We start from the raw sequence: 24196 nt of genomic DNA on the forward strand, positions 1-24196 counted from the left end.
TTTTTATGGGAATGAATGATATGATTCGTTTCCTTCGGCAAATGACCGGAAAGCTCGGATCGAACATCTATGCCGGAATGTCAACTCACTCAAATCCACAACAAATGTCTTTTTTAAGACAGCTGCAAAAAGAACTGAAGGAAGGAAATAGCCTTGACTGTCCGTTGGGAGAGTTGCCAGTCGTAGTTTTTGACCTCGAGACAACAGGTTTTTATCCTGAAAGAGGCGATAGAATCATCTCTATAGGAGCTGTTAAAGTAATTGGTTCCACAATACTTGAAAATGAGGTTTTCTATTCATTAATCAACCCTGAAACTTCAGTCCCGACTGATGTCCTGAAGCTGACTTCTATCACTGAAGAAGAGCTCTTGACTGCCCCGAAAACTTCACAAGCCCTGATGGAATATTTAAATTTCATAGGCAGCTCAGTACTTGTAGCTCACCATGCAAAACATGAGCAAGCCTTTATGAAGAAATTCACTAGCAGTCATTTACGCTTAAATTTTGAACACAGAGTGATTGATACTTCATTTTTAATTAGAATATTCCAGCCCGTTGTCAATTCCATGCCTTTGGAACAAATTTGCCTAGAGTGCGGGATTGAAGTGAAAAATAGGCATCATGCATTGTCAGATGCCAAAATGGCAGCGAAGCTTTGGGCATTCTATATAAAAAAAGCCCGGGATCAAGGCTACCAGAATTTGCGTGAGGTTTATGAATACCTATCTTTAAAAAGATAAGCTTGTTCCCCATATCCCTCCCCCAACTCCCTCTTTTAAATATCCTCATTCCTTTTATCTCAAAACATTTTATTTTGATTACCGAAAGATTCTTGTTACTATTGAATAGTATAAACGCTGGGAATAGGAAAAATGATAATCCTGGCGGTGAATATTATCCAATGAAGGAAGATGAAAAAATGACCGACAACAAACGTTTAAACGATATAAAATACTCCGTGCTCGACTTGGCTCCAATTCTTGAAGGCGGCACAGCAGCAGATGCTTTAAAGAACACCCTTGACCTTGCCCAGCATGCAGAAAAATGGGGTTATAACCGCTATTGGTTAGCCGAGCATCATAACATGCCCGGTATCGCAAGTTCTGCTACATCCGTTGTGATCGGCCATGTTGCAGCGGGAACAAGCTCCATCAGGGTTGGTTCGGGTGGCATCATGCTCCCTAACCATGCTCCACTTGTCATCGCTGAACAATTCGGAACGCTTGAATCTCTTTTCCCGGGCCGCATTGACCTTGGACTCGGACGCGCTCCAGGAACTGACCAGGTGACGGCCTATGCCCTACGTCGTGAACGCCGCAGTGATGGGCAGGACTTCCCGGAGCAATTGGATGAACTTCGAGCCTATTTCAATCCGGAACTCGATTCGCAATATCGCAGTGTCAGGGCAATTCCAGGTGAAGGATTGAACATTCCAATCTGGCTATTGGGTTCAAGCGGATACAGTGCGCAGCTTGCGGGACAACTTGGATTGCCATTTTCATTCGCCAGCCATTTCTCACCGGAAAATACATTAGGTGCATTAAAGCTTTATCGCAGGAACTTCCAGCCTTCAGATGTTTTGCAGGAGCCTTACGCAATGGTCGGCGTCAACGTGATTGCTGCCGAAACGGATGAAGAAGCAGAATTCCTGGCAACATCCATGCAGCAGCAGTTCCTGAATCTGTTCAGGAACAACCCAAGTCCTTTGCTGCCACCTGTTAAAAACCTGGAAGGCCAGCTAAGCGACTATGAAAAAATGCTCCTAGGCAGCCGTATCGGTTCCTCCATCGTTGGTAGCCCAGAAACGATCAAGACCAAACTTCAGGAATTCCTGGATGAAACACAGGCAGATGAAATGATTATTAACGCACAAATATTTGATCATCAAGCCAGACTAAAATCTTTCGAAATTGTTTCTGAGGTTTTTAAGCGTTAGAAAGAACATCATCATAGCAAGAGGAGAATCTAAAAAAGCTAGATTCTCCTCTTTTTATTGGCTTCCTTTTTCTGAATGTCTCAGCTTATCTGATTATAGCCCCGATTGCCCCACTGAATTCCCCGTTTTGCAAAAAGATTGGATCTAGTCCCGACATTTTACAATAGAAGTCCAGGTTTTCTTGCAATGGTTTATTGCCTGCCAGCGTACTTCCTATGAAAATGACTTTCTTAATTCCGTGCAAAGCAGCAGTTTGTACGGACAGAAGAGTGATGGTCTCTGACATCATATTCAAAAAAGAAGCCATTTTGTCAGCTGGAGAGCTTGAATTGATTGCTTCTGTCTTGGCAAAGTTGCTTGCCGTCAGATCGCCAGGAATCGGTGGTTCTTCCGGATGATAGATATCCTTCACCAGCAGGTCGACATTTCCCCTTTGTCCTGAGGCAGACAAACGAACCAGACTTGCAAAATCGCTGGAATCAGCCAATAGCTTACCTAGGCCCATAAAAGTCCCGCCGCCGATTCCGCTGCCAAGAACTCTGTCATAGCTTTCCCCATCAATTTTAATCCAGGAAATGCCGGTGCCAATATTGATGAGCAAGGATTTCCCCCCATTAGGCATTCCTTCCTTCATCATTAAGTAAGTCGCACCTTCACATGCTGCGGTGAATTCATCGACAATCCCTGCTTCCGGAAAAAAATCTGCTTTAATTCTTCCTGCTCTCCCGCCTGTCAGAAAAATTCTTTTGTTCGTAGAGACTATTTTCAGCCAAACTAACGCTTCGTCAATTTCCTCTATCGGTTGTTTGCGAAAATGTAATCTGCCATTTTCCTCATAAGCAATTTTAATTAATGACCCTCCGGCGTCTATGCCGATCCTATTATTCATGAGGTCTCCCCTTCCATGAAATTCAATCTTTATTTCTTATTGTAAGTTTTAAGGAAACCAGAAGGCAATAAGAAAAGCGCAAGCGCCTTGGTCAGCCCCGACAATCGCTGGAGGGCCGACAGGTGGAGTCGCTCTTTGACTTCATCGGGCGGACCGAACTCGAAAAGCGGAGGCGACTGCTCAACTCCGAAAAGCGCTGGAGGTCCTGCCCGTGAAGTCGTTCTTTGACTCCATGGGCAGGACCGAAGCGTCTCGAGGAGTTAGGAGCCGAAGCTAGACATGCGACTCGAGGGGCTAGGCGCTGGAGTTGGACACTAATCTAATAAAAAAAGTTTATACTTTCTTTCTAATCCAAAGAAAAAGCGGCAGTTAAATGCCGCTTCCTCGTCTTGTATTCCTGCTATTTATTATCGAGAGCAGATTTATATAACCCTACCGGGGCTAAATGACAACCTTTTAATCTGCCTTGATTGGCACAACTTTTCCGTCCTCAATCGCTGCTACAATAAGCTCGGCTTCAAACCCGCCATTCGGGTCAATCTTTGGAATGACATATACTTTTTTGTCTTCTGGCAGATTATCCAGGCCATCCTGCATATGGGCCATGATTTTTTCAGGGTCATCCACAGATCCTGCTGCTTTTATCGCTTCTGCGAAGGCATACATCGCGATATAATTCAAGCCAGCTTCAGAACCTGGGTCCTCATTGTGTTTAGCCTGATAGTTCTTAACAAATTCAGGAATGCCGGGACTGTCAGAATTGACGAGTGGCATAACACCAATTGCTCCATTCAAGACGTCGTAAGAACCAGTTACCTTCTTCATCTCATCGAACTTTGCCTGGTCCATAACAATGAATCCACCTTTGAAGCCAAGTTCTCTGGCTTGTTTGGCAACTTTTGCTGTTGGCTCGGACGGTCCGCCGATAAATAATACATCAGGCTTCTCCTTCAGGGCATTTGTAATGATCGTGAAGAAATCGGTATCTTTCGCGAAGTCAATCGAAGAGTTATACACAACTTTCCCGCCTGCCTTTTCCCAGTGTGGCTGCAGCTTTTCTGCCCAATCCTTACCGTATTGTGAAGCAGTCGGAAGGAAGGCGATTTTCTTGCCGAATTTCTCCATTGAATAATTTGTGAATGGCTCAAGATAGCCATCATAACGAGGAGGTATTCTGACCGTTAATTTATTGCCGCCTTCTGTTACCTTAGGTTCACTAGTGTAGGCGCCAATGATGAATTTTTCCTGTTGGTTAAACACCTGCATTGCAGCCACACCGCCGCTGTGCGGTGTGAAGATAATCGGCGTCTTGTTCTCCTGCATCAATCTCTTGGCATTCGCTCCCGCTTCATTCGGCAAATATTTGTCATCCAGGGAGACGACATTGAATTTATATTTCTTGCCATTTACTTCGACTCCACCGGCATTGTTAATTTCCTCGGCTGCCATTTGGACGCCATTCAATGTCCGTTCTCCGTAAAAGGCTGCCGGTCCGCTCAACGGCCCTGTATATCCAATATTAATCGTTCCTTCCCCTGCTTCAGCATCAGTTTCTGTTCCTCCTGTATCTGTTTTTTCAGAGTTGTTGCAAGCGGCAAGGCTGAAAATCAAAGCAAACATCACACTTAAGACTAATAACAGTTTAGACTTCTTCATTTGTTTTCCCCCTTAATTTGTTTTCTTAATATTCAGAAACATTATTGTAAACCGCTTCACAACCACCTCCCTATAGACAGATGTCGTATTAAGCACCTATATAAGCTTTCTTAATCTCATCATTCGCAAACAGTTCCTCTGAAGTACCTTCCAGGACAACTTCTCCGTTTTCAAACACATAGCCCTTATCTGCAATTTTCAATGCTGCATTGGCATTTTGTTCCGCAAGCAGAATCGTGGTACCCTCGCGATTGATGGTCTTAATCACTTCAAACATCTGCTCAACAATCAACGGAGCGAGCCCGATGGAAGGTTCGTCGAGAAGCATCAGCTTCGGTTTTGCCATCAGTGCTCTGCCAATCGCAAGCATTTGCTGCTGTCCACCACTCAGTGAACCGGCCATATCATCCTGTTTCTCTTCTAAAATAGGGAAAAGTTCAAATACGTGTTTCATCGACTGCTTTATCCCTTTCTTATGCTTTCTATGGACATAGGCTCCCATCTTCAAATTCTCTTCTACTGTCATTGAAGGGAACAGTTTACGCCCTTCTGCACACTGGACAATGCCTGACTGGACAATTTTATCAGGAGAGCGTTTGTTGAGAGATTGGCCTTCAAATTCGATACTTCCAGCAGATGCTTTGTTCAGCCCGCTGATCGTCTTGAATATGGTGCTTTTCCCTGCGCCGTTCGCCCCTAACAAAACAACGATTTGACCAGGATGAACCTCCAGATGAACATTCTGGACAGCTGTGAAGCTGCCGTATTTTACTGAAACATCCTGCAGTTTAAGCACTGGCGCTCCCTCCCAGGTAAGCCTTGATGACAGCGGGATCATTCCTGATTTCGTCCGCAGTACCCTCAGCGATTTTCTCCCCGTAGTTGAGAACCATGATCTTATCTGCCAGCTTCATGATCATTTGCATTTTGTGCTCAATCAGACAGACAGTGATCCCGCTATCAACCATTTTTTTCATTAATTGAGCCAGCCCCTCTGTTTCATCAGGATTGACGCCGGCTGCAGGCTCATCAAGAAAAACAATTTCCGGTTCCGTTGCGAGGGCCAGTGCAAAGGCCGTGCGCTTCTTCTCTTCCTGAGTCAGGCTGCCAACCAATTTCCCGGCAACCTTTTCCAAACCGGTAAAACGAATCACTTCAAGTGCTTTTTCACGGCATTGTTCTTCTTCTCTTTTCAGCCTCTTTGATCTTAAAACAGCATCAAGTAAATTTGATTTTGTCCTTAATCTGTGTCCGACTATTACATTGTCAAGTACAGTTGACTGTTCAAACAGATTGGTTGTTTGAAAGGTGCGTGCGATTCCCAATTCAGCTATTTTATTAGGAGGCATATTGGTGACATCCTGGCCTTTCAGAATAATGCTGCCTGAGCTCGGAGGATGGAAGCCGCTGATTAAATTAAAAAAAGTGGATTTTCCGGCACCATTAGGTCCGATGATTGCATTGATCTTTCCTTTTTCAACAGTAAAATCAACGTTGTTCACTGCTGTCAAACCGCCAAATTTCTTCGATAAGTTCTTTGTTTCAAGGAACATTCTTACCCCTCCTTCACCTGATTTTCCGCAGCTATTGTGCTTTGTGAAAACCGTTCGTCCAGCTTGTCTTGTGCAAGCTTTTTCTCCGCACGTTTTGCATTCCATCCAGCAATCGATCCGGCAATTCCCCGAGGGTAAAAGATCACAAGCAGTGTGAGAATCGGACCAAAAATAAGCATGCGGTAATCCTGGAGAAATTGCAGCTGCTGTGAAATCCAGACGACCAAAACAGTTCCCACGATTGGGCCTGAAAGCGTGCCGATTCCGCCAATCAACAGGTAGGTCAGCAAATCAAACGTGATGACGATGTTGCCGATATCAGGACCGATGAAGCGGATGAATGAAGCATAGAGAGCTCCTGATAACCCGGCAAAAAATGTTGAGAGTACGAATGCTTCAAGTTTATTTTTCATAGTGGATATACCGATGGTTTGTGCCAGGTCCTCACTATTGCGAATAGCAATGTAAGTCCTTCCAGTAAGAGAATGCACAATACGGTAAACAATCAGGATGACAACAAGCAGGATAGCGAGGACTAGGTAGTATTGTGATAAGGGTGTCTCAAAGGAAATCGGCCCAATGTTTGCCGGTGCCGGAATTCCGATCAGTCCACGGACGCCCTCTGTTAAGCTGTCCCACTTATCAATGACAAGATAAAGGATATATCCTACACAAAGCGTATAAATGGCAAAGAAGTGCTCTTTTGTCCTTAATGCAATCAGGCCAACCAAAAACCCAATAATGCTGGTGATGATCAGGGCGAGAACAAATGCCAGCCAGAAATTCATCTGCGCTTTTACAGTCAGAAGGCCTAAGGAATAGGCACCAACAGCAAAGAATCCTGCATGTGCCAGTGATAGATACCCTGTATATCCGGCTAATAGATTAAGCCCGTAGACACCAATCATCCAGATGAATGAGAGAGTCATAACATGGATGAAATAGTCATTTTGCGTCACAAATGGAAAGGCGATGGCAAGAAGCACAAGGGTCATTATGATATTCCGTTTATTAATGAACTTCACAACTAGTGCCCCCCCTTTGCAAAGAGACCAGTTGGTTTTACTGATAGAATGATCACCAGAAGGATGAACGCGATAATATCTTTATAATCATTTGATATATACGTTGCACCCAGGCTTTCACTGAAACCTAGAATGTAACCGCCGATGATGGCTCCTGGAATGCTGCCCATACCGCCAAGAATGATGATGACAAATGCTTTTAAGATGACGAGCTGTCCCATGCCGGGAAAAACCAGGTTGATCGGCGCAGCCAGAGAACTGGCAATCGCCGCAAGCCCTCCGGATATCAGGAACGTCAGCATCGCGACCCGGTTCGTATTGATGCCCACAAGGTTAGCTCCGTCACGGTCCTGTGACATGGCGATGATGGATGCCCCTGTATACGTCTTTTTCAGGAAAAGATAAAGCAGAACCATCACAGCAATCGCCGCAATGATGATCAGCAGTCTTTGCATAGTAAAGGTCAAACCGAATAACTGGATGACCTGGCCATATGGCGTTGGCATTGTTTGATAGTCCGCTCCCCAGATATACTGGGCAAAAGCTTCCAGGAACAACAGAATTCCAATGGCGGCAATTTTGTCGTGTATCGGCGGTGCGTGCCGTAATGGGTAAAAAACCAATCGTTCCATCAGCACGCCAATAAGTCCGACAACAATGACAGAAACAAGGATGGCCAGCCAATAATGAAGGCCATACTGGACCATCATCATCAACGTGATATAGCCACCCATCATATACAGGGCACCATGGGCGAAATTCGGAATATGAAGGATACCGTAAACTAGAGTCAGCCCAAGGGCCACCAGTGCATAAACACTTCCTATGGTAAGCCCATTGAACAGCTGCTGAACCAAAATCTCCATCAAGATCCTCCTTAAAATTTGATAGCTGCCTTAGACGGAGTGCTTTTACCTTACCTGCTTTTCAGCCTTTTCCCGTTCTTCCTCCTGTAATTTACGCCATAATATCTTGCCGCTGCTTGTCATGGGGAACTGTGACCTGAACTCGACCTCACGCGGATATTTATAGGCCGCCATATGCTGTTTGGACCATTCAATTATTTCATCTTCACTTACTTCACCATCGTACCCCTCATTCAGAATCACGAAGGCCTTCACGGACTCCCCTCTTCTTGGATCCGGGATACCAACCACCACCGCCTGCTGTATCGCCGGATGTTTGTAAAGATACGATTCCACTTCCGTTGGCCATACCTTATAACCGGACGCATTGATCATCCTTTTGACGCGGTCGACCATGAAGTAATATCCTTCTTCATCGAAGCGGCCTATGTCCCCCGTCCTGAAAAACTTTATGCCGTCTATGTCAATAAATGAATTCCTGTTTTCATCTTCCCTGTTGTAATAGCCAACCATTACCTGAGGGCCATTCACAACAATTTCCCCAATCTCTCCTGCACCAAGTTCTTTTCCGGTTGATGGTTCAATAACTCTTGCATCGACATCAAAAGACGGGATTCCAAGACATTGCATTTTTGGCCTGTCAGGCGGGTTAAAGTGGGTCTGGGCAATTGTTTCTGAAAGTCCGTAGCCTTCCACAAACCTCAGGCCTGTTAGTTTGTACAGTTTTTCTCCAACAGCCTCAGGGAGCGCTGCACCGCCGCCTGATATCGAGGTTAATGTTGCTATATCCTCTTGTTTCAGTTTGGGATTTGCAAGGAAGTCGACAATCATGGTTGCAATTGCCACCCAGTGCGTGCATCCCTGCGATTGAATCAGTTCAACTGCTGCCTCGCGGTTCCATCTTGTCATCAGCACCATTGTGCTGCCTGAATAGATTGGCATATGCATACTGTGGACCATTCCGGTAACATGGAACAATGGCAAGGTGGTTAAATGAACCGCACTGGTGGTAGAACTCGACCAGTGATAGGCGCCGATTGTATTCGCCTGGACGGTTCGGTTCGTATGCATGCAGCCTTTGGGCAGCCCAGTTGTTCCAGAAGTATAAGGCAGCACAACAAGGTCATCTGCCCTGGTCGTATGCTTTCCAGGTTCATACTGTGCCGCAATGGCTTCCTTCCAGTGGAAGTGACCCGGCTGGTCGTAAATCTTTCTTGCTGCCTCCGCCTCCGGGGGCACTGTTCCGTTGAAACCATCCCCTTTATAATCAGAATAAGCGGCAACTACCACATTATTTAACGGAGTTGTTCCTATAAGCGGCTCAACCTTGTCATAAAGCTCCTGGCCAACTAGTGCGGAATTGATGCCGCAATCCTTGATATAAAAGCTCAGCTCTTCTGCGGTCAGCATGGGATTGATGGGCACCACGACTGCATCTGCTCTTGATATGGCATAGAATCCAATCACAAATTGCGGGGAGTTCTGCATAAATAACAGAACTCTTTCACCTTTTGCAACACCCAGCTTCTGCTGAAGGAAGCCTGCAAGGGCGTTGACTTCCTCATCAAGCTCCTTGTATGAAATTGTATTGCCATAATAGTAGATCGCACTCTGGTCAGGGTATCTCGCTGCACTGACTTTTAAATTTTTATAGAGTGATGTTTCTGGCAATTTCAGAGATTTAGAGATTTTCGGCCAATGCTCAAAATGAAGATTAGGCATCATTCATTCCTCCTTTTTTTTACTCAACTGGTTTAAGGGATCTTCTGTTCTTAAAGACTTCTGCTGCATCTTTAATGGATTTCTTGCCGTCTGGCAGAAATTCAGTCATTCCCAGGAAACCATGGAGCATTCCTGGAACGCACACATATTCTGTTTCTACTCCGGCATTTTTCAGTTTCATGGCAAAGTGTTCACCGCCATCGCATAAAGGGTCAAGCTCTGCTGTCATAATAAAAGCTGGCGGAAGTTTTTCAGTTACATCATCAGGAATCAGCAAAGGTGCGGCAAGAGGGTTTTGTGTATCGGCTGTTGTGTTCAGGTATTGTTCACGGAACCAGTTCATTGTGGACTTTGTTAAATAATAGCCTTCGCCGTATTTTTCATAAGATGGAGTATATTCAAAGCCTGTAGATGGGTAAAACAGCATTTGGTAAGCAATCGGCGGTGTCTGCCTTTCTAATGAAAGAAAGCTGACAGCAGCTGCAAGATTTCCTCCTGCACTATCACCTGCGACTGCGATAAAGTTTTCATCGATATTCAGCTCATCAGCGTTTTCAAACACCCATTTAGCAGCTAGATATGAATCTTCAACTGCTGCCGGGAATTTGCTTTCAGGTGCAAGACTGTAATCCACAGAAACGACTATACATTCAGCTTCATTTGATAAGGTGTGGCAGAGGGCATCATGTGTTTCAATGTTGCCGATCACCCAGCCGCCTCCATGGTAGTAAACAATGGCGGGCAGCTTTGACTCTTCTGTTCTCTCGGGCGTATAAATCCTGATCTTTATTTCTCCGTTAAATCCATTAATCTTCCGGTCTTCTGTTTTTACATGTTTTTCAGCTCTGCTCATTTGTTTAGCAGATTGTTCAAATCCCTTTCTCGCTTCATCCAATGGCAGCTGTTCAAGTGGCGGAACAGGGTTGTTGGCGAATGCTTCGAGCAGCGCTTTTACTTCAGGTTTTAATTGCATATACTCTCCTCCTCTTTATGTAAACGCTATCATTTTATACTGCGATGATCCTTTTTTTATCTATAAGCATAGGTACCTTTATAAATATATTTTGCTGGGAAACGAATTCAAGTTCCTTTTCAAACCCATGTTTACTCAGCATCCGTCCGACTCGGGAAGCTTTTAAAATATCATCACTATTTTGATTGTGCCCATGGTAGAAACTGTACGCAGCATAGGCTGAATCAGTTAGAAAGAACTCGCCGCCGAATTGCTGGATGAGGGCGTCAATAAAGCAGCCCGCTCCCTGGAAATCTTCTACATTAAATTCATTGGAAGAACCTGAGCAGACAACCACAATCGTCTCATCCTGATATCCCTTTATAATATGGTTGGCAACTGCCTTGCAGTTCAACAGGGACGTAGCATATACTGCTTTGGCATCCGCAGAATTTTTGAGCGCGACCGTTCCATTAGTGGTAGATAGTATGACAGTTTTTCCCTCAATTTTTTCTTTCAATTCCAGAGGATTAGGAGAAAGAAACCCGTCGATCGTTTTTCCTTGATATTCTCCAACGAGAACGAAACTGTCTTTACCCCTGCCGGCAGCTTCCTGTTCAGCAGCCTTTCCATCGAGGACTGGGATTACTTCTTTCGCGCCGAACTGAAGTGCTGACGCGATAGTAGATGTTGCCAGCAGTACATCGAAAACAACAGCGATTTTGTTGTCGGCCATTTTCTGTCTATCGATGTCCTCTTTTTTTAGCAAAAGGTGGACCTTCATCATCCTTCAGCCCTTTCTGTTATTTTTTTCCTGCAGTGTAAAGGGCGTATTGGATCAGGCTGCTGACAAACTTATCAAGGTGTGCAAACCGTGGATCCTTTGTCTGTCCCTTTTTCCACCTGTAATAGATTTGCTGGCAAATGACTGCAAGCTTGAAATAAGCAAATGTTTGATAAAAATTCATGTTAGCCAGATCCCTGCCGCTTTTTCTTGCATAGTTCTCCATAAATTCATCACGAGTCATGAACCCAGGTGTTACCGTGACCGGAGGCTTTCCCATCCCTTTTTTCAATAGATCGGAGTCGTCGGGTTGTATCCAATAGCTCATCGCAACACCCAAATCAGCTAGCGGATCACCAACAGTTGTCATCTCCCAGTCGAATAATCCAACCATTTCGGTCATTTCCTCATTGAACATGGCATTGTTCAATTTGTAATCATAATGGATAATTGCCGGCGTTTCAGATTCAGACACATTCTTCAGCATCCATTGCTTTAACTGCTCAACGCCTTGAACGATATCCGTTTCCGCACGCTCATACCTGCGAATCCACCCTATGACCTGCCTTTCCATGAAGCCGTCGGGTTTTGTCATTTCCGTAAGCTTTGTCTTTGTGTAATCAATGCTGTGCAGCTCAACAAGGTGGTTGACCATTGTTTCTGACAAAGAACTGCATATCTCTCTGCCAGGCGTAATGCCTTCAGGAAAATCAGTGTCAAGGACAATCCCGCGCTTTCTTTCCATCACAAAAAATGGACTGCCGATGACACTTTCATCAGCAAACAGATAAGGTTCCGGAGCAGCTGCGAAATGAGGGCTGATCTCTTTCAGGATTTTATATTCCCTTTCCATATCATGCGCTTTTGGTGCCACAGGACCAAGCGGGGGACGCCGCAGGACCGCTTCCCACTCCCCCATCTTCAGTTGATAGGTTAAATTGGATTTCCCAAAGCTGAATTGCTGGATCGACAGGTTTACTTCAGGAAGATTGTGTAAATGCTCCCTTAAATAGTTTTCGATCGCGCTGATATCAAGTTCTTCCCCTTGTCTGATTGGAATCGTATCAGAAGCCATAAGTACCATTCCTCCTTTTAGCCGAAATATTTATTCGCGCTCTAAGATTGTGGCGATTCCCTGGCCGCCGCCGATGCAGGCAGTGATAAGGGCGTAACGTCCGCCTCTTCGCTCAAGCTCATAAACCGCTTTTGTAATCAAAATCGCTCCTGTTGCTCCCAATGGGTGTCCATGGGCAATCGCCCCGCCATTGACATTGATTTTTGAATGATCCATGTTTAGCTCTCTGTCACAAGCAATGACCTGTGCAGCAAATGCTTCGTTAATTTCGATGATGTCCATGTCATCAAGAGTCAGACCAGACTTTTCAAGTACTTTTCTGACTGCAGGTACCGGTCCAATGCCCATGATATTTGGATCTACCCCAGCTATTGCCTCCTCCCTCACGACCGCCAATGGTTTCACACCTAATTCCTGTGCTTTTTCCCTTGACATAACAATTAACGCTGCTGCGGCGTCATTCAAGCCTGAACTGGTTCCGGCTGTGACTGTCCCATTCGGTAAAAAAGCTGGCTTAAGTTGGGCCAGGGCTTCCAAAGTCGTTTGCGGTCTTGGATGCTCATCCTTATTAAAAATGACCGGTGAACCTTTTCGGACAGGTATCGAGATTGGGACAATCTGTTCGTCAAACCGCCCTTCAGCCATCGCTGCCGCCATTTTTTGCTGGCTTTCAAGCGCGAATTGATCCTGTTCTTCCCTGCTGATTAAATATTTTGTTACTAGATTTTCCGCTGTGATTCCCATTGGCGGATCGCCGATTTCTTTTGGTGACAGCTGGGACTTCCTGAAACTTGGCGGCACAGGGCTGTAAGGTCTTTCTGGTTTATCCATTAAATAAGGTGCCCTGCTCATGCTTTCAATACCGCCAACAACATAGACATCACCCGACCCTGCCCTAATTCCCTGGGCCGCAAGATTGACTGCATTTATGCCCGATCCGCACTGACGATCAATCGTCAGGCCGGGCAATTCAAGTGAAAGTCCTGTTTGCAGCGCTGTGAGTCGAGCAATGTTCCCGCCTCCGCTGATGACATTCCCCATGATGACATCCTCGACCATTTCAGGCTGTACGTTTGCCCTCCTGATTGCTTCTTTGATCACCTCTGCCCCAAACACATGGGCCGGTACCGAAGCAAGCGCTCCGCCCTGTCTGCCGATTGCTGTCCTGACTGCAGATACAATTACTGCATCTCTGTTCATGGATGCTGCCTCCTTTTACAGTACATGTGTTCCGCCATCGACTATCACTACATCACCGGTAATATAATCCGATGCTGATGCCGCCAGGAATACTGCTACGCCCTTAAGGTCAGTGTCAGATCCGAATTTCCGCAGGGGAGTTCCTTCAAGAATTGCCTGGCAGCCTTTTTCAAGCAGACCGTTTGACATCTTTGTCGGGAAAAAACCTGGTGCTATCGCATTAACGTAAATTCCGCGCGGCCCCCACTTTGCTGCGAGGTCCTTTGTAAAAGTAATGACAGCCCCCTTGCTGGCATTATATCCAATCGCATCCATAACCTTTGGGTTGGAACCCTTCAGTCCCGCGACGGAAGCGATATTGATGATTTTGCCTGAACCTTGCTCGAGCATTACTTTGCCAGCTGCCTGAGACATCAAGAATGTACCAGTCACATTGACATTCATGACTTTTTGCCATGCTTCAAGCGGCATCTCTTCCGCCGGGGCACCCCAGGAAGCTCCGCTGTTATTGACCAGGATATCGATCCTGCCGAATTTCTCGACGGTCTGTTCTACCACGTTCTTCACATCTTCGGGGGTGGTGATGTCACATTTCAGAGCAAGCGAATCAACTCCGATTTCCTTAAGCTTCCCGCTAACTTCTTCGCATGCTTCGACACGTCTTGAGCAAACGACCACATTGGCACCTGCCTCTGCGAATCCAATAGCGATTTGTTCCCCCAGGCCTCGCCCCCCGCCAGTGACAATCGCTACTTTTCCTTTTAATGAAAATAGTTCAGATACATGCATTGATGAATCCTCCTTACAAGTATTTTTTCAGTTCATATCTTGCAATCGCTCGTTTGTGTACTTCATCCGGACCATCCGCCAATCTTAGTGTCCTGATATTCGCCCATGCAGCTGCGAGCGTGAAGTCATCGCTTACACCTGCCGCGCCAAAAGCCTGGATTGCCCTGTCGATGATTTTGAGTGCCATATTAGGCGCAACCACTTTGATCATCGCAATCTCGGCCTTGGCTTCTTTGTTTCCGACTGTATCCATCATGTACGCTGCCTTTAAAGTAAGGAGCCTAGCCTGCTCGATATCAATCCTTGCTTCCGCAATCCACTCCTGTATGACTCCCTGGTCGGCAAGCTTTTTCCCGAATGCAGTTCTTTGCAGAACCCGTTTTGACATCTCTTCCAGTGCACGTTCAGCTGCCCCGATCGTTCTCATGCAATGATGGATTCTGCCTGGACCAAGACGGCCCTGGGCAATGGCAAAGCCTTTTCCTTCACCCCATAGCATATTGGAGGCAGGCACCCTTACATTCTTGTATTCTATTTCCGCGTGACCATGAGGCGCATGATCGTACCCGAATACAGGCAGGATTCTCTTAATCGTTACACCGGGTGAATCAAGAGGAACAAGAATCATAGATTGCTGCTCATGCTTCGGGGCATCGGGGTCATTTTTACCCATTACAATGGCAATCTTGCAGCGTGGATCTCCTGCCCCAGAAGACCACCATTTCGTTCCGTTAATGACATACTCATCTCCATCTCGGATGATGCTTGCCTGGATGTTCGTTGCGTCAGAGGAAGCAACGTCAGGCTCTGTCATCGAGAAGCAGGATCTGATTTCACCGTCCAGGAGAGGCTTTAACCATTGCTTCTTATGCTCTTCAGATCCATAACGTACAAGGACTTCCATATTGCCAGTGTCAGGCGCAGCACAGTTGAACACCTCAGGCGCAATACTTGACCTTCCCATGATTTCACATAGCGGTGCATATTCCAGATTGGTGAGCCCTTCACCGTATTCACTCTCTGGTAAAAACAAATTCCAGAGCCCTTTTTCTTTCGCCTTCTCCTTTAGTTCTTCCATGATTGGGGGAACTTTGGAGAATGGGTCATTTTTGTCAATTTGTTCTTTATACACCTTCTCATTTGGATAAATGTATTCATCCATGAACTCTGACAGCCTGGCCTGGTATTCCTTGACCTTATCCGTATGGTTAAAATTCATCCATACCACCTCTTTCCTTTTCATACTAACTAGTAGGTATGTTCACGTGCTGCTATTCTTTTTCCAGCTGAGCAGCGATAATGTTTTTCTGGATTTCCGACGTGCCCTCATAAATTCTTGTGATTCTTGCATCACGGAAATATCTTTCGACCGGATAATCAGAAATATAACCGAGACCGCCGTGAATCTGCACTGCTTTATCGGCGACTCTGTTGTAAACCTCCGAACCATATAGCTTTAACATGGCAGCTTCCTTGATGACCTTCTGTCCGGAATCAACCATCCAGGCAACTCGGTATGTAAAAGACCTGAGTGCTTCGATTTCAACCGCCATTTCCGCGAGCATATGGCTTACTGCTTGATGCTTGATGATCGGTTTCCCGAATTGGATCCTCTCTTTGGCATAGGCAATAGACATGTCAAGGAGCTTTTGGGAGGAACCCAGATTACGCGCCGCAAGGCCAGCTCTTCCATTGGTCAGTATTTTCAAGGCATTTACATAACCATGCCCTTCAGTTCCAAGAACATTATTAACCGGAACCTCGCAATCCTCGAATACCAATTCAGCAGAATGGGATCCCTTTAGGCCCATCTTTTTTTCCGTTTTACCGACCTTGAAGCCAGGAAAGTCCTTTTCGACGATAAACGAAGTGATTCCTTTCGCTCCTTTTTCATGGTCTGTCACTGCCATCACTGTAAATACACTTGCCTCTAATGCATTCGTAATATAGTGCTTCAAACCGTTCAGCACATATTTATCGCCTTTTTTTACAGCGGTCGTCTTTAGATTAGCTGCATTCGAACCGGCATCAGGTTCCGTCAGGGCAAATGCACCGATTTTCTCTCCGCTGGCCATAGCAGGCAAATATTTTCGTTTTTGCTGCTCATTGCCCAGCTCGACAATCCCGACTGTGCCGATCCCAGTATGGGCACCAATCAAAGTCGTATAGCCATTGTGCGTCTGGCCGATTTCCTCATACAATGCACATTTCTCCACCATGCCGATTCCGAGGCCACCGTATTCCTCAGGTATGCTTAATCCGAAAAGGCCCATTTCCCTGGAAAGCTGAATGATGTTTTCCGGAATTTTGTCTTCTTCCTCGATTTGCATCGCAACAGGCTCGACTTCACTTTGGATAAAATCACGGACATTTCTTTTTAAAGTCAGTAAATCCTCTTCAAAATCAAAGTTCACTAGTGTTTAACACCTCGTTTCTGCTATTTCTAAATTGAAATTTCGAGATTCGAATAGGCGTTCTTTTTTAGATTTTGTTAACATTCCTAAAACCCTTAAAAACTCGTTTTAGACCTAAATTGCATAAACCCAGCAATTCTCTGCCGGGTTTTTGATTATTAAGATGCATACCGATGATACAGAACATCTCCCTTAATGACTTCATTGCCATTTTGATTGACTGCTCTAACATTGAATCTAAGGTTGTTCGCATTTTCCTCTGCCAGCTCTGCCTTTAGAGTGACGACGTCATTCAGGAAAACCATTCCTTTAAAACGAATTGTATAATCCTGAATGAATCCTTCCTCGTAAAATTCAGTGAAAAGCTTTGCCAGGTTCCCCATTGTCCACATGCCGTGAGCGATGATACCCGGCAGCCCTGCTTTTTTTGCTTCTTCATCGATTGTATGGATTGGATTGTAATCTCCCGAAGCACCGGCATATTTGATCAGGGTAATCCGGTCGACCGGATCAAGCTGAACCTCCTTCAGGGATTCTCCTACCTTCAATTCTGCTAAGCTGCTCATCCGATCAACACCTTCCTTACCGCTTCCGTGATAATGACCGTTTGCGTGGAGGAAAATACTAGTTTTCCCATTTCGTCTTCACCAAAGCTTTCTAATACCAGGAAGCCCATTTCCCCCTGGGTTCCTTTCTTTTCGAAATAATTTTTGATCACCGAGTAACAGGTAATTTCTTCACCCACAAGCAATGGGCGCTCGTAATGATAAGTCTGTTCTCCATGGATCAGTCCTTTATTAGGAAGATTCAGCCCCTGTATTGTTCCGTAATCGAAAACCCTTGGAAAAGTAGGCGGCGCAATGTTCCTGTTATATCGTGAGTTTTTGCCTGTATCCTCATCAATGAAAATGGGATGAAGATCTCCGATAGCTTCGGCAAATTTCCTGACAGCGCCGCGTTCCACAATGTTTTTAACTTTATTGGACTGTTTGCCAATATGCTCTTTGAACACTGACCTTCACCTCACATTAATTTTTTGGACCGCCAGCTACATAAATGACCTGGCCGTTGACAAAGGACGATTTTTCATCAGCAAAGAAGGCGACTGCGTTGGCGATATCCGCTGGTTTTCCGCTTCTGCCGACAGGAATGCCCGCGACACTGTGTTTAATCAGGTCATCGAATGAGATTCCGATTCGAGCTGCTGTTTCCTTCGTCATTTCCGTCTCGATGAAGCCCGGAGCGACCGAGTTGGCTGTTATTCCATAACGGCCAAGTTCGATTGCAAGAGTTTTAGTGAAACCCTGTAGACCTGCCTTGGCAGCTGCATAGTTTGCCTGGCCCCTGTTTCCAAGTGCCGAGGTTGACGAAATATTGATGATCCGGCCATATTTCTGTTCAACCATATACTTCTGAGCTGCTTTCGCTGCATTGAATGAACCTTTAAGGTGAACGTCCATGACAGTTTGCCAGTCGGAATCACTCATTTTAAAAAGCAGGTTATCGCGGATGACACCGGCGTTGTTCACGAGGATGTCGACAGAGCCAAAAGTGTCATGCACTCCTTTCATTGCCTGATCGACCTGCCCGGAATCCGTCACATTCGCTACCTTGGAGTAAACGTCATATCCCTTCTCACGCAACTCGTTTGTGGTTTCCGCCAATGCTTCCTCATTCAAGTCAATAAAAGCAACCTTCGCCCCTTCCTCGGCGAAAAGCTGAACAATCCCTTTTCCGATTCCTCTGCTGCCTCCCGTCACAAAAGCGACTCTTCCCTCAAATCTTCCTGCCATTCTATTTCCTCCTCTATCTATCAAGCTGTTAACGCTTTCATTTATTCGTTATACAAACTGGCCGATTTTTACATGCCCTTTCAATAGGTCCCTGGCGATGATCATCCGCTGTATTTCATCCGTACCATCGTAAATTCTCCAAAGTCTGGCTTCACGGTACCAGCGCTCGATTGGCAATTCCCTTGTGTAGCCCATACCGCCGTGAATTTGCATAACGCGGTCGACAACTCTGTTGCCCATATTGGAGCCATACAATTTTGCCATCGATGCCATATGCCTGTTATCTTCACCAGCATCAAGTGTATAAGCGGCATTGAGTACGAGCCATCGTGCGGCTTCGATTTCCACAGCTGAATCGGCAATCATCCACTGGATAGCTTGTCTTTCCGCAATCGGTTTGCCAAAGGTAATCCGCTCTTTGGAATAGTCAATTGCCATTTGCAGCAAGCGTTCCGCAGCCCCTATTGCCCTTGCGCCAACTACCCATCGTGCGAATCCGATCCATTCCAATCCCAATTTATAGCCGCCATCGACTTCGCCCAGGATATTCTCCTCTGGTACGCGGACGTTATCGAACACCAGTCCCGCCGGTCCCCATTCGCCCATCGTATGTATGAATTCTGATTTCCAGCCCATTTCCCGGTCGACAATAAAACAAGTCACACCATCGCGGCCTGTGGCTCGGTGTTTTTCTTTATCAGTGATCGCTATGACCATGACAAAATCCGCTTCGTTTCCGCCTGTTATGAACGTTTTCTCACCGTTCAGAACCCATTCATTTCCGTCCTTCACAGCCGTCATTTTAATGTTTCTTGTATCCGAACCAGCGCCAGGCTCTGTCATCGCGAAGCACGATTTTTTCTCACCATTTATGGTTGGAATCAGGTACTTCTGCTTTTGCTCTTCATTTCCATAATAAAGAATGTTGTCTGCTGAACCGCCAAATTGGAATGGCACGAATGTTTTGGAAACTTCCATCAGGACGATGGCCATCATCATCTGGCCCAAATCTGCACCGCCATATTGTTCCGGTGTATTGATTCCCCAGAATCCTGCTTCTTTAGCTTTCATCTGCAGTTCATGCATTTTTCCAGGAGGAAGGCTTGGACGTCCTTCTCTTTCATTTCTTAATACTTCATTTTCGAGCGGCACTAATTCTTTTTCTACAAATCGGCGAATCGTCTTTTGTACCATTTTTTGTTCTTCTGTAAGGCGTAAATGCATTCAAGTCACTCCCATCGTATTCTTTAATTCTGATAGTCTATTAAAAATATATGTCTGGATTCTGAATTACATACCTACCGGTTGGTATGTTAATATTATTTTAGAGTGAAATTTCTGAAAAATCAAGTTATTTTATCCGAAAAGCGCAAGCACCTTGACCAGCCCCGACAAGTGATGGATCTGGATTATCAAAACTACCTGTAGTTATCTATAACTAAATGATTTTATAAATTCCTTAAAAATAAAAAATGCAGGGAATACTCCCTGCTAGAAATGTGGTAAATTATCGAGGTTGTTTTCTTTAATTCCATCAGGCTCACTCCTGAGAATATCACGGCCATATTTATGGAATACATCCACATGTGCGAGTTTCCCCGCTTTAGCGTCAGTAAGAGCAGAAACATAATCAAGCTCTCTCCCGCTTTCTGTTTTAAAAGCAATCAAATCGCCATCATCATTTTTACGGACAGCAACGATTTGTTCTTTTCCTGATTGTGGTGAGTTGGCTTCCAGTTCCGCTTGTCCCTGGCTTTGCTCCTTATAATCATTGTAAATTTGGTTAAAGTCTTTGCTTTCCAAAAAAAACACCTCCCGAACATATGTTTAGTGTTTGCTAAAGGGAGCCTTTTATACAAAAAAAGGGTGACAATAAGTCACTCCTCAAAAAGGCTGCCATGCCAATGTCCTGGCTTTATTGAACCGCTGCTCGACTTCTTTCCAATTGACTACCTTCCACCAGTTTTCAACATATTTAGCCCGCTCGTTCTTATACTGTAGATAATAAGCATGCTCCCAAACATCCAAGACAAGTAAAGGGACAACATCCCATTGCGATAAATTCTGGTGTTTTTCTGCCTGGAGGATTTCCAGCCTATGGGAACGCGGTGACCAAACAAGGATAGCCCAGCCAACAGCTTCTACGTTTTTAGCTGCTGCAGTAAAATGTTCTTTGAATGCTTCAAAGCTGCCGAATGAATCGTTGATCGCTTTTCCAAGCTGTCCTTTTGGCGAGCCGCCGCCATTAGGGCTCATGATGCTCCAAAAGATTGTGTGCAGATAATGTCCAGCCCCATTGAAGGCTGCTTCTCTTTCCCAGTGTTTAATCAAACCGAAATCACCAGTTTGTCTTGCCTTCTGCATTTCTTTTTCAGCCTTGTTCAATCCGTTCACATAGCTCTGGTGGTGCTTTAAATGGTGAAGTCTCATTATCTCCCGATCAATCACAGGCTCAAGCGCATCATAAGCAAAAGGCAACGGAGGAAGTCTGTGGCCGCCTATAGGGACAGGCTGAAGTCTCTGGCCTTGCTGGCGCTCACTTTCTAAGTCAGACCCACCCAAATAACTGTCCAGTTCGTCATATAAGTTTCTCGCCTGAGCATACAGTGCTTCGTCATAAACTGATTGTTGCGCATCTTGTTTCAATGTCAAAAGGTTTTCGTTCCATTTTTGTAATATGGCCTCATCACCAGATTCCCTGAGCTGCCCTTTATAGGAACCCAATCTCGCTTCCATCTCATTGCACCATTGCATCAATGAATATTTGTACCAATACCCGTTCATTTTATCTCCTCCCCAAAACTGCATCCATAATCAAAATATGAACAGAACGGATATGTGATTACAGGAAATCAAGATAAATGTTTCCTTTGATTCAGGTAATAAGTTTATAATATGAATGTTAAGATTATTATGAGAGGAGTTTTATTATGGCATATCCTAATACAGAGGAAACCTTGAGTTTATTAAAGGAATTGGTCAGCATCCCAAGTCCTTCAGGAAATACGAATGAAGTTATTACATATGTAGAAAATTATTTAAAAGAACTTAAGGTTGAAACGAAACGAAACCGCAAAGGCGGATTGATTGCCACTCTTCCTGGCAAGGACCAGCAGAACCACAGAATGCTGACAGCCCATGTTGATACTCTCGGAGCGATTGTAAAGGAAATTAAGCCAAGCGGGCGCCTAAAGCTTGATTTGATTGGCGGCTTCAAGTATAACTCGATTGAAGGCGAGTATTGTGAAATTGAAACTTCAAGCGGCAAAAAGTTTACCGGAACGATTTTAATGCACCAGACATCTGTGCATGTCTACAAGGATGCAGGCAAAGCAGAACGCAACCAGGACAATATGGAAGTTCGAATTGATGAAAAAGTACATAGCGTGGATGACGTTAGGGCACTTGGAATTGAAGTAGGAGATTTTGTTTCTTTTGATCCGCGTGTTCAAATTTCACCATCAGGATACATTAAATCACGTCACCTTGATGATAAGGCAAGTGTCGCGATCCTGCTTCAGTTGATCAAACAAGTTAAGGCAGAAAACATAGAACTTCCTTATACAACACACTTTTTGATATCTAATAACGAAGAAATTGGCTATGGCGGAAACTCGAATATCACCACGGAAACCGTTGAGTATCTGGCGGTTGATATGGGTGCAATGGGTGATGGCCAGTCTACCGATGAGTACACTGTTTCCATCTGTGTAAAGGATGCAAGCGGTCCATACCATTACGAGCTGAGGAAGAGGCTGACACAGCTTGCGATTGACAATGAAATCGGCTATAAACTCGATATTTACCCATTCTACGGATCAGACGCATCTGCCGCTATCCGTTCAGGACATGATATCATCCATGGCCTTATCGGGCCGGGTATTGACTCTTCCCACGCTTTCGAAAGAACACACAAGGATTCTATCGAAAACACAGCGAAACTCCTGTACCACTACGTACAATCTGAAATGATTTTTTAAAAGTAAAGGTGATCACTTACTTAATGAAGTGATCACCTTTTTTGTATGATTTATTGGTGTGTGGTAGCTCCGGATAGGAGTTTCCTGCCACCAAATATAGGAGACAAAGAAGACCTGCTTTTACCGAAAAAGGGCTCTGCATCGATTAACGGTCAAAGCAGAGAGGTTTCTTTTATCGAAAAAGAGCTTTCCATCGAATAACGGGCAAAGCAGAGCCGTTTCTTTTACCGAAAAAGGGCTCTGCATCAAATTACGGGCAAAGCAGAGTCCCTCCTTTTACCCAAATTGACTCCACCACCGATTTTCGGTAAAAGCAAAGGTACCTTCTCACTCTCTCCCCTTTCCTTATTTCAGGGCCTCTTCGGTAACGGACTCAAACGGCCAGGCTGGAAGCATATTGGACAATGGCTTGTCGACTCGATATCCTAATACATATTCTCCCTGCATGACTGTGTGGATTTCTCGTGTTCCTTCGTAGATGACTGGTGCTTTGGCGTTCCTTAAATACCGTTCAACCGGGTATTCGTTGGAGAATCCGTATGCGCCATGAATTTGAACGGCATCATTTGCTGATTCATAGGCGTAGTCGCATGCCTGCCACTTGGCCAGGGAGGTTTCCCGGGTATTCCTCTTTCCCTGGTTTTTAAGGCAGCCTGCACGGTAAACGAGCAATCGTGATTGTACCAATCCTGCTTCCATCTTGGCGATCATCTGCTGGACGAGCTGGTGTCTGCCAATCTCTTTGCCAAAAGTGCTTCGTTCATGACAGTACTTCACACTAGCCTCAAGGCTTGCCATAATGGTGCCACAAGCCCCCGCAGCAACAGTAAAGCGGCCATTATCCAAGGCAGACATTGCAATTTTAAACCCATCCCCCTCATGCCCGAGCAAATTTTCTTTTGGAACCTTTACATTATCAAAGAAAATTTCACCGGTATTTCCGGCCCTAATACCCAACTTTCCTTTTATCGCTTTAGAGGAGAAGCCCTCCCAGGTTCTCTCCACAATAAAAGCAGAAATGCCGTGGTGTTTTTTACTTTTTTCTGTATACGCAAATACAAGGAAATGGTCAGCTGCATCACATAATGAAATCCATGTCTTTGAGCCATTGAGTACGTAGTGATCTCCTGCGTCACGCGCCGTTGACTGCATGGCGGCCACATCGGACCCTGCATTAGGTTCGGTAAGGCCGAATGCTCCTACCTTCTGTCCTTTTGACTGAGGTACCAGGTACTTTTGCTTTTGTTCCTCATTGCCCCACTGCAGCAACGTCATGCTGTTTAGACCGGTGTGCACCGATACTGCAGTCCTGAAGGCCGTATCGCCCCGCTCGAGTTCCTCACATACTATCGCAAGGGAATTATAGTCCATTCCGCTGCCGCCATATTGTTCCGGTATACAGACGCCCATGAGTCCCAGGTCAGCAAGCCTTGTTAAAATACTAGTTTCAAAATGCTGTTTTTCATCCCATTCTTTTATATATGGCATGATTTCCTTATCGACAAAGCTCCTGACTGTTTTTCTTAATAGCTCTTGCTCTTCAGTAAAATCAAAATTCATAT

Annotated in this window: 24 protein-coding genes; 3 read left to right on the forward strand and 21 right to left on the reverse strand. The window is 45.2% G+C overall.

The window, feature by feature from the left end:
- Positions 1-5 precede the first annotated feature (5 nt).
- Positions 6-740: an exonuclease domain-containing protein gene (locus tag J7I80_RS18000; RefSeq protein WP_214740080.1), complete on the forward strand. Its 735-nt coding sequence runs from the start codon at positions 6-8 to the stop codon at positions 738-740.
- Positions 741-919: 179 nt separating this feature from the next.
- The gene (locus J7I80_RS18005) at positions 920-1936 is read left to right on the forward strand and encodes an LLM class flavin-dependent oxidoreductase (protein ID WP_214740082.1); all 1017 of its coding nucleotides are present in this window, start codon (positions 920-922) and stop codon (positions 1934-1936) included.
- Positions 1937-2021: 85 nt separating this feature from the next.
- Here the strand turns inward: J7I80_RS18005 and coaW are convergent, their stop codons facing one another.
- The 20 genes from coaW to J7I80_RS18105 form a co-directional block, all read right to left on the reverse strand.
- Complete coding sequence (coaW, locus tag J7I80_RS18010) at positions 2022-2825, reverse strand: type II pantothenate kinase (RefSeq protein WP_214740084.1); 804 nt, start codon at positions 2823-2825, stop codon at positions 2022-2024.
- Between the two features lie 456 nt (positions 2826-3281).
- Positions 3282-4481, reverse strand: a complete 1200-nt coding sequence (locus J7I80_RS18015; protein ID WP_214740085.1) for an ABC transporter substrate-binding protein — start codon at positions 4479-4481, stop codon at positions 3282-3284.
- Between the two features lie 88 nt (positions 4482-4569).
- On the reverse strand, positions 4570-5277 hold the full coding sequence (locus tag J7I80_RS18020; RefSeq protein WP_214740086.1) for an ABC transporter ATP-binding protein: 708 nt from the start codon (positions 5275-5277) through the stop codon (positions 4570-4572).
- Positions 5270-6034 (reverse strand): ABC transporter ATP-binding protein, encoded by a 765-nt coding sequence (locus tag J7I80_RS18025; protein WP_214740087.1) that lies wholly within the window; start codon positions 6032-6034, stop codon positions 5270-5272. Before J7I80_RS18025 ends, J7I80_RS18020 begins: the two co-directional genes overlap by 8 nt.
- Positions 6035-6036: 2 nt before the next feature.
- Positions 6037-7029 carry a branched-chain amino acid ABC transporter permease gene (locus J7I80_RS18030; protein WP_214740275.1) on the reverse strand — a complete coding sequence of 331 codons (993 nt, stop codon included), beginning with the start codon at positions 7027-7029 and terminating at the stop codon, positions 6037-6039.
- Positions 7030-7061: 32 nt separating this feature from the next.
- Positions 7062-7925, reverse strand: coding sequence for a branched-chain amino acid ABC transporter permease (locus J7I80_RS18035; RefSeq protein WP_214740088.1), 864 nt, complete (start codon positions 7923-7925; stop codon positions 7062-7064).
- A gap of 45 nt (positions 7926-7970) precedes the next feature.
- Complete coding sequence (locus J7I80_RS18040) at positions 7971-9647, reverse strand: long-chain fatty acid--CoA ligase (RefSeq protein WP_214740277.1); 1677 nt, start codon at positions 9645-9647, stop codon at positions 7971-7973.
- A 19-nt stretch (positions 9648-9666) separates the two neighbouring features.
- The gene (locus J7I80_RS18045; RefSeq protein ID WP_214740089.1) at positions 9667-10620 is read right to left on the reverse strand and encodes an alpha/beta hydrolase; all 954 of its coding nucleotides are present in this window, start codon (positions 10618-10620) and stop codon (positions 9667-9669) included.
- A 34-nt stretch (positions 10621-10654) separates the two neighbouring features.
- Positions 10655-11368, reverse strand: a complete 714-nt coding sequence (locus J7I80_RS18050) for a 2-phosphosulfolactate phosphatase (protein ID WP_251027844.1) — start codon at positions 11366-11368, stop codon at positions 10655-10657.
- A 34-nt stretch (positions 11369-11402) separates the two neighbouring features.
- A complete protein-coding gene (locus tag J7I80_RS18055) occupies positions 11403-12458 on the reverse strand; it encodes a phosphotransferase family protein (protein WP_214740092.1) in 1056 nt (351 codons plus the stop codon).
- A gap of 30 nt (positions 12459-12488) precedes the next feature.
- Positions 12489-13658, reverse strand: coding sequence for a thiolase family protein (locus J7I80_RS18060; RefSeq protein WP_214740094.1), 1170 nt, complete (start codon positions 13656-13658; stop codon positions 12489-12491).
- Between the two features lie 15 nt (positions 13659-13673).
- The gene (locus J7I80_RS18065; protein ID WP_214740096.1) at positions 13674-14447 is read right to left on the reverse strand and encodes an SDR family oxidoreductase; all 774 of its coding nucleotides are present in this window, start codon (positions 14445-14447) and stop codon (positions 13674-13676) included.
- Between the two features lie 13 nt (positions 14448-14460).
- Positions 14461-15666: an acyl-CoA dehydrogenase family protein gene (locus J7I80_RS18070; protein ID WP_214740098.1), complete on the reverse strand. Its 1206-nt coding sequence runs from the start codon at positions 15664-15666 to the stop codon at positions 14461-14463.
- 52 nt (positions 15667-15718) lie between these two features.
- Positions 15719-16861 carry an acyl-CoA dehydrogenase family protein gene (locus J7I80_RS18075; RefSeq protein ID WP_214740101.1) on the reverse strand — a complete coding sequence of 381 codons (1143 nt, stop codon included), beginning with the start codon at positions 16859-16861 and terminating at the stop codon, positions 15719-15721.
- Between the two features lie 158 nt (positions 16862-17019).
- The gene (locus J7I80_RS18080; protein ID WP_214740103.1) at positions 17020-17427 is read right to left on the reverse strand and encodes a MaoC/PaaZ C-terminal domain-containing protein; all 408 of its coding nucleotides are present in this window, start codon (positions 17425-17427) and stop codon (positions 17020-17022) included.
- On the reverse strand, positions 17424-17873 hold the full coding sequence (locus J7I80_RS18085; protein WP_214740105.1) for a MaoC family dehydratase N-terminal domain-containing protein: 450 nt from the start codon (positions 17871-17873) through the stop codon (positions 17424-17426). The genes J7I80_RS18080 and J7I80_RS18085 overlap by 4 nt, the downstream gene beginning before the upstream one ends.
- Positions 17874-17889: 16 nt before the next feature.
- Positions 17890-18654 carry a 3-oxoacyl-ACP reductase FabG gene (fabG, locus tag J7I80_RS18090; protein WP_214740107.1) on the reverse strand — a complete coding sequence of 255 codons (765 nt, stop codon included), beginning with the start codon at positions 18652-18654 and terminating at the stop codon, positions 17890-17892.
- 48 nt (positions 18655-18702) lie between these two features.
- The gene (locus J7I80_RS18095; RefSeq protein WP_214740109.1) at positions 18703-19878 is read right to left on the reverse strand and encodes an acyl-CoA dehydrogenase family protein; all 1176 of its coding nucleotides are present in this window, start codon (positions 19876-19878) and stop codon (positions 18703-18705) included.
- 267 nt (positions 19879-20145) lie between these two features.
- Positions 20146-20457 carry a DUF3892 domain-containing protein gene (locus J7I80_RS18100; RefSeq protein WP_214740111.1) on the reverse strand — a complete coding sequence of 104 codons (312 nt, stop codon included), beginning with the start codon at positions 20455-20457 and terminating at the stop codon, positions 20146-20148.
- An 81-nt stretch (positions 20458-20538) separates the two neighbouring features.
- The gene (locus tag J7I80_RS18105) at positions 20539-21438 is read right to left on the reverse strand and encodes a superoxide dismutase (RefSeq protein WP_251027845.1); all 900 of its coding nucleotides are present in this window, start codon (positions 21436-21438) and stop codon (positions 20539-20541) included.
- Positions 21439-21584: 146 nt separating this feature from the next.
- Here J7I80_RS18105 and J7I80_RS18110 point away from each other — a divergent pair, with 146 nt between their 5' ends.
- Positions 21585-22634, forward strand: coding sequence for a M42 family metallopeptidase (locus J7I80_RS18110; protein WP_214740113.1), 1050 nt, complete (start codon positions 21585-21587; stop codon positions 22632-22634).
- 345 nt (positions 22635-22979) lie between these two features.
- Here J7I80_RS18110 and J7I80_RS18115 read toward each other — a convergent pair whose 3' ends face one another.
- Positions 22980-24194 (reverse strand): acyl-CoA dehydrogenase family protein, encoded by a 1215-nt coding sequence (locus J7I80_RS18115; protein ID WP_214740115.1) that lies wholly within the window; start codon positions 24192-24194, stop codon positions 22980-22982.
- Positions 24195-24196 lie beyond the last annotated feature (2 nt).

This window comes from Bacillus sp. ISL-41, assembly GCF_018613235.1.
Taxonomy (GTDB): Bacteria; Bacillota; Bacilli; order Bacillales; family Cytobacillaceae; genus Mesobacillus.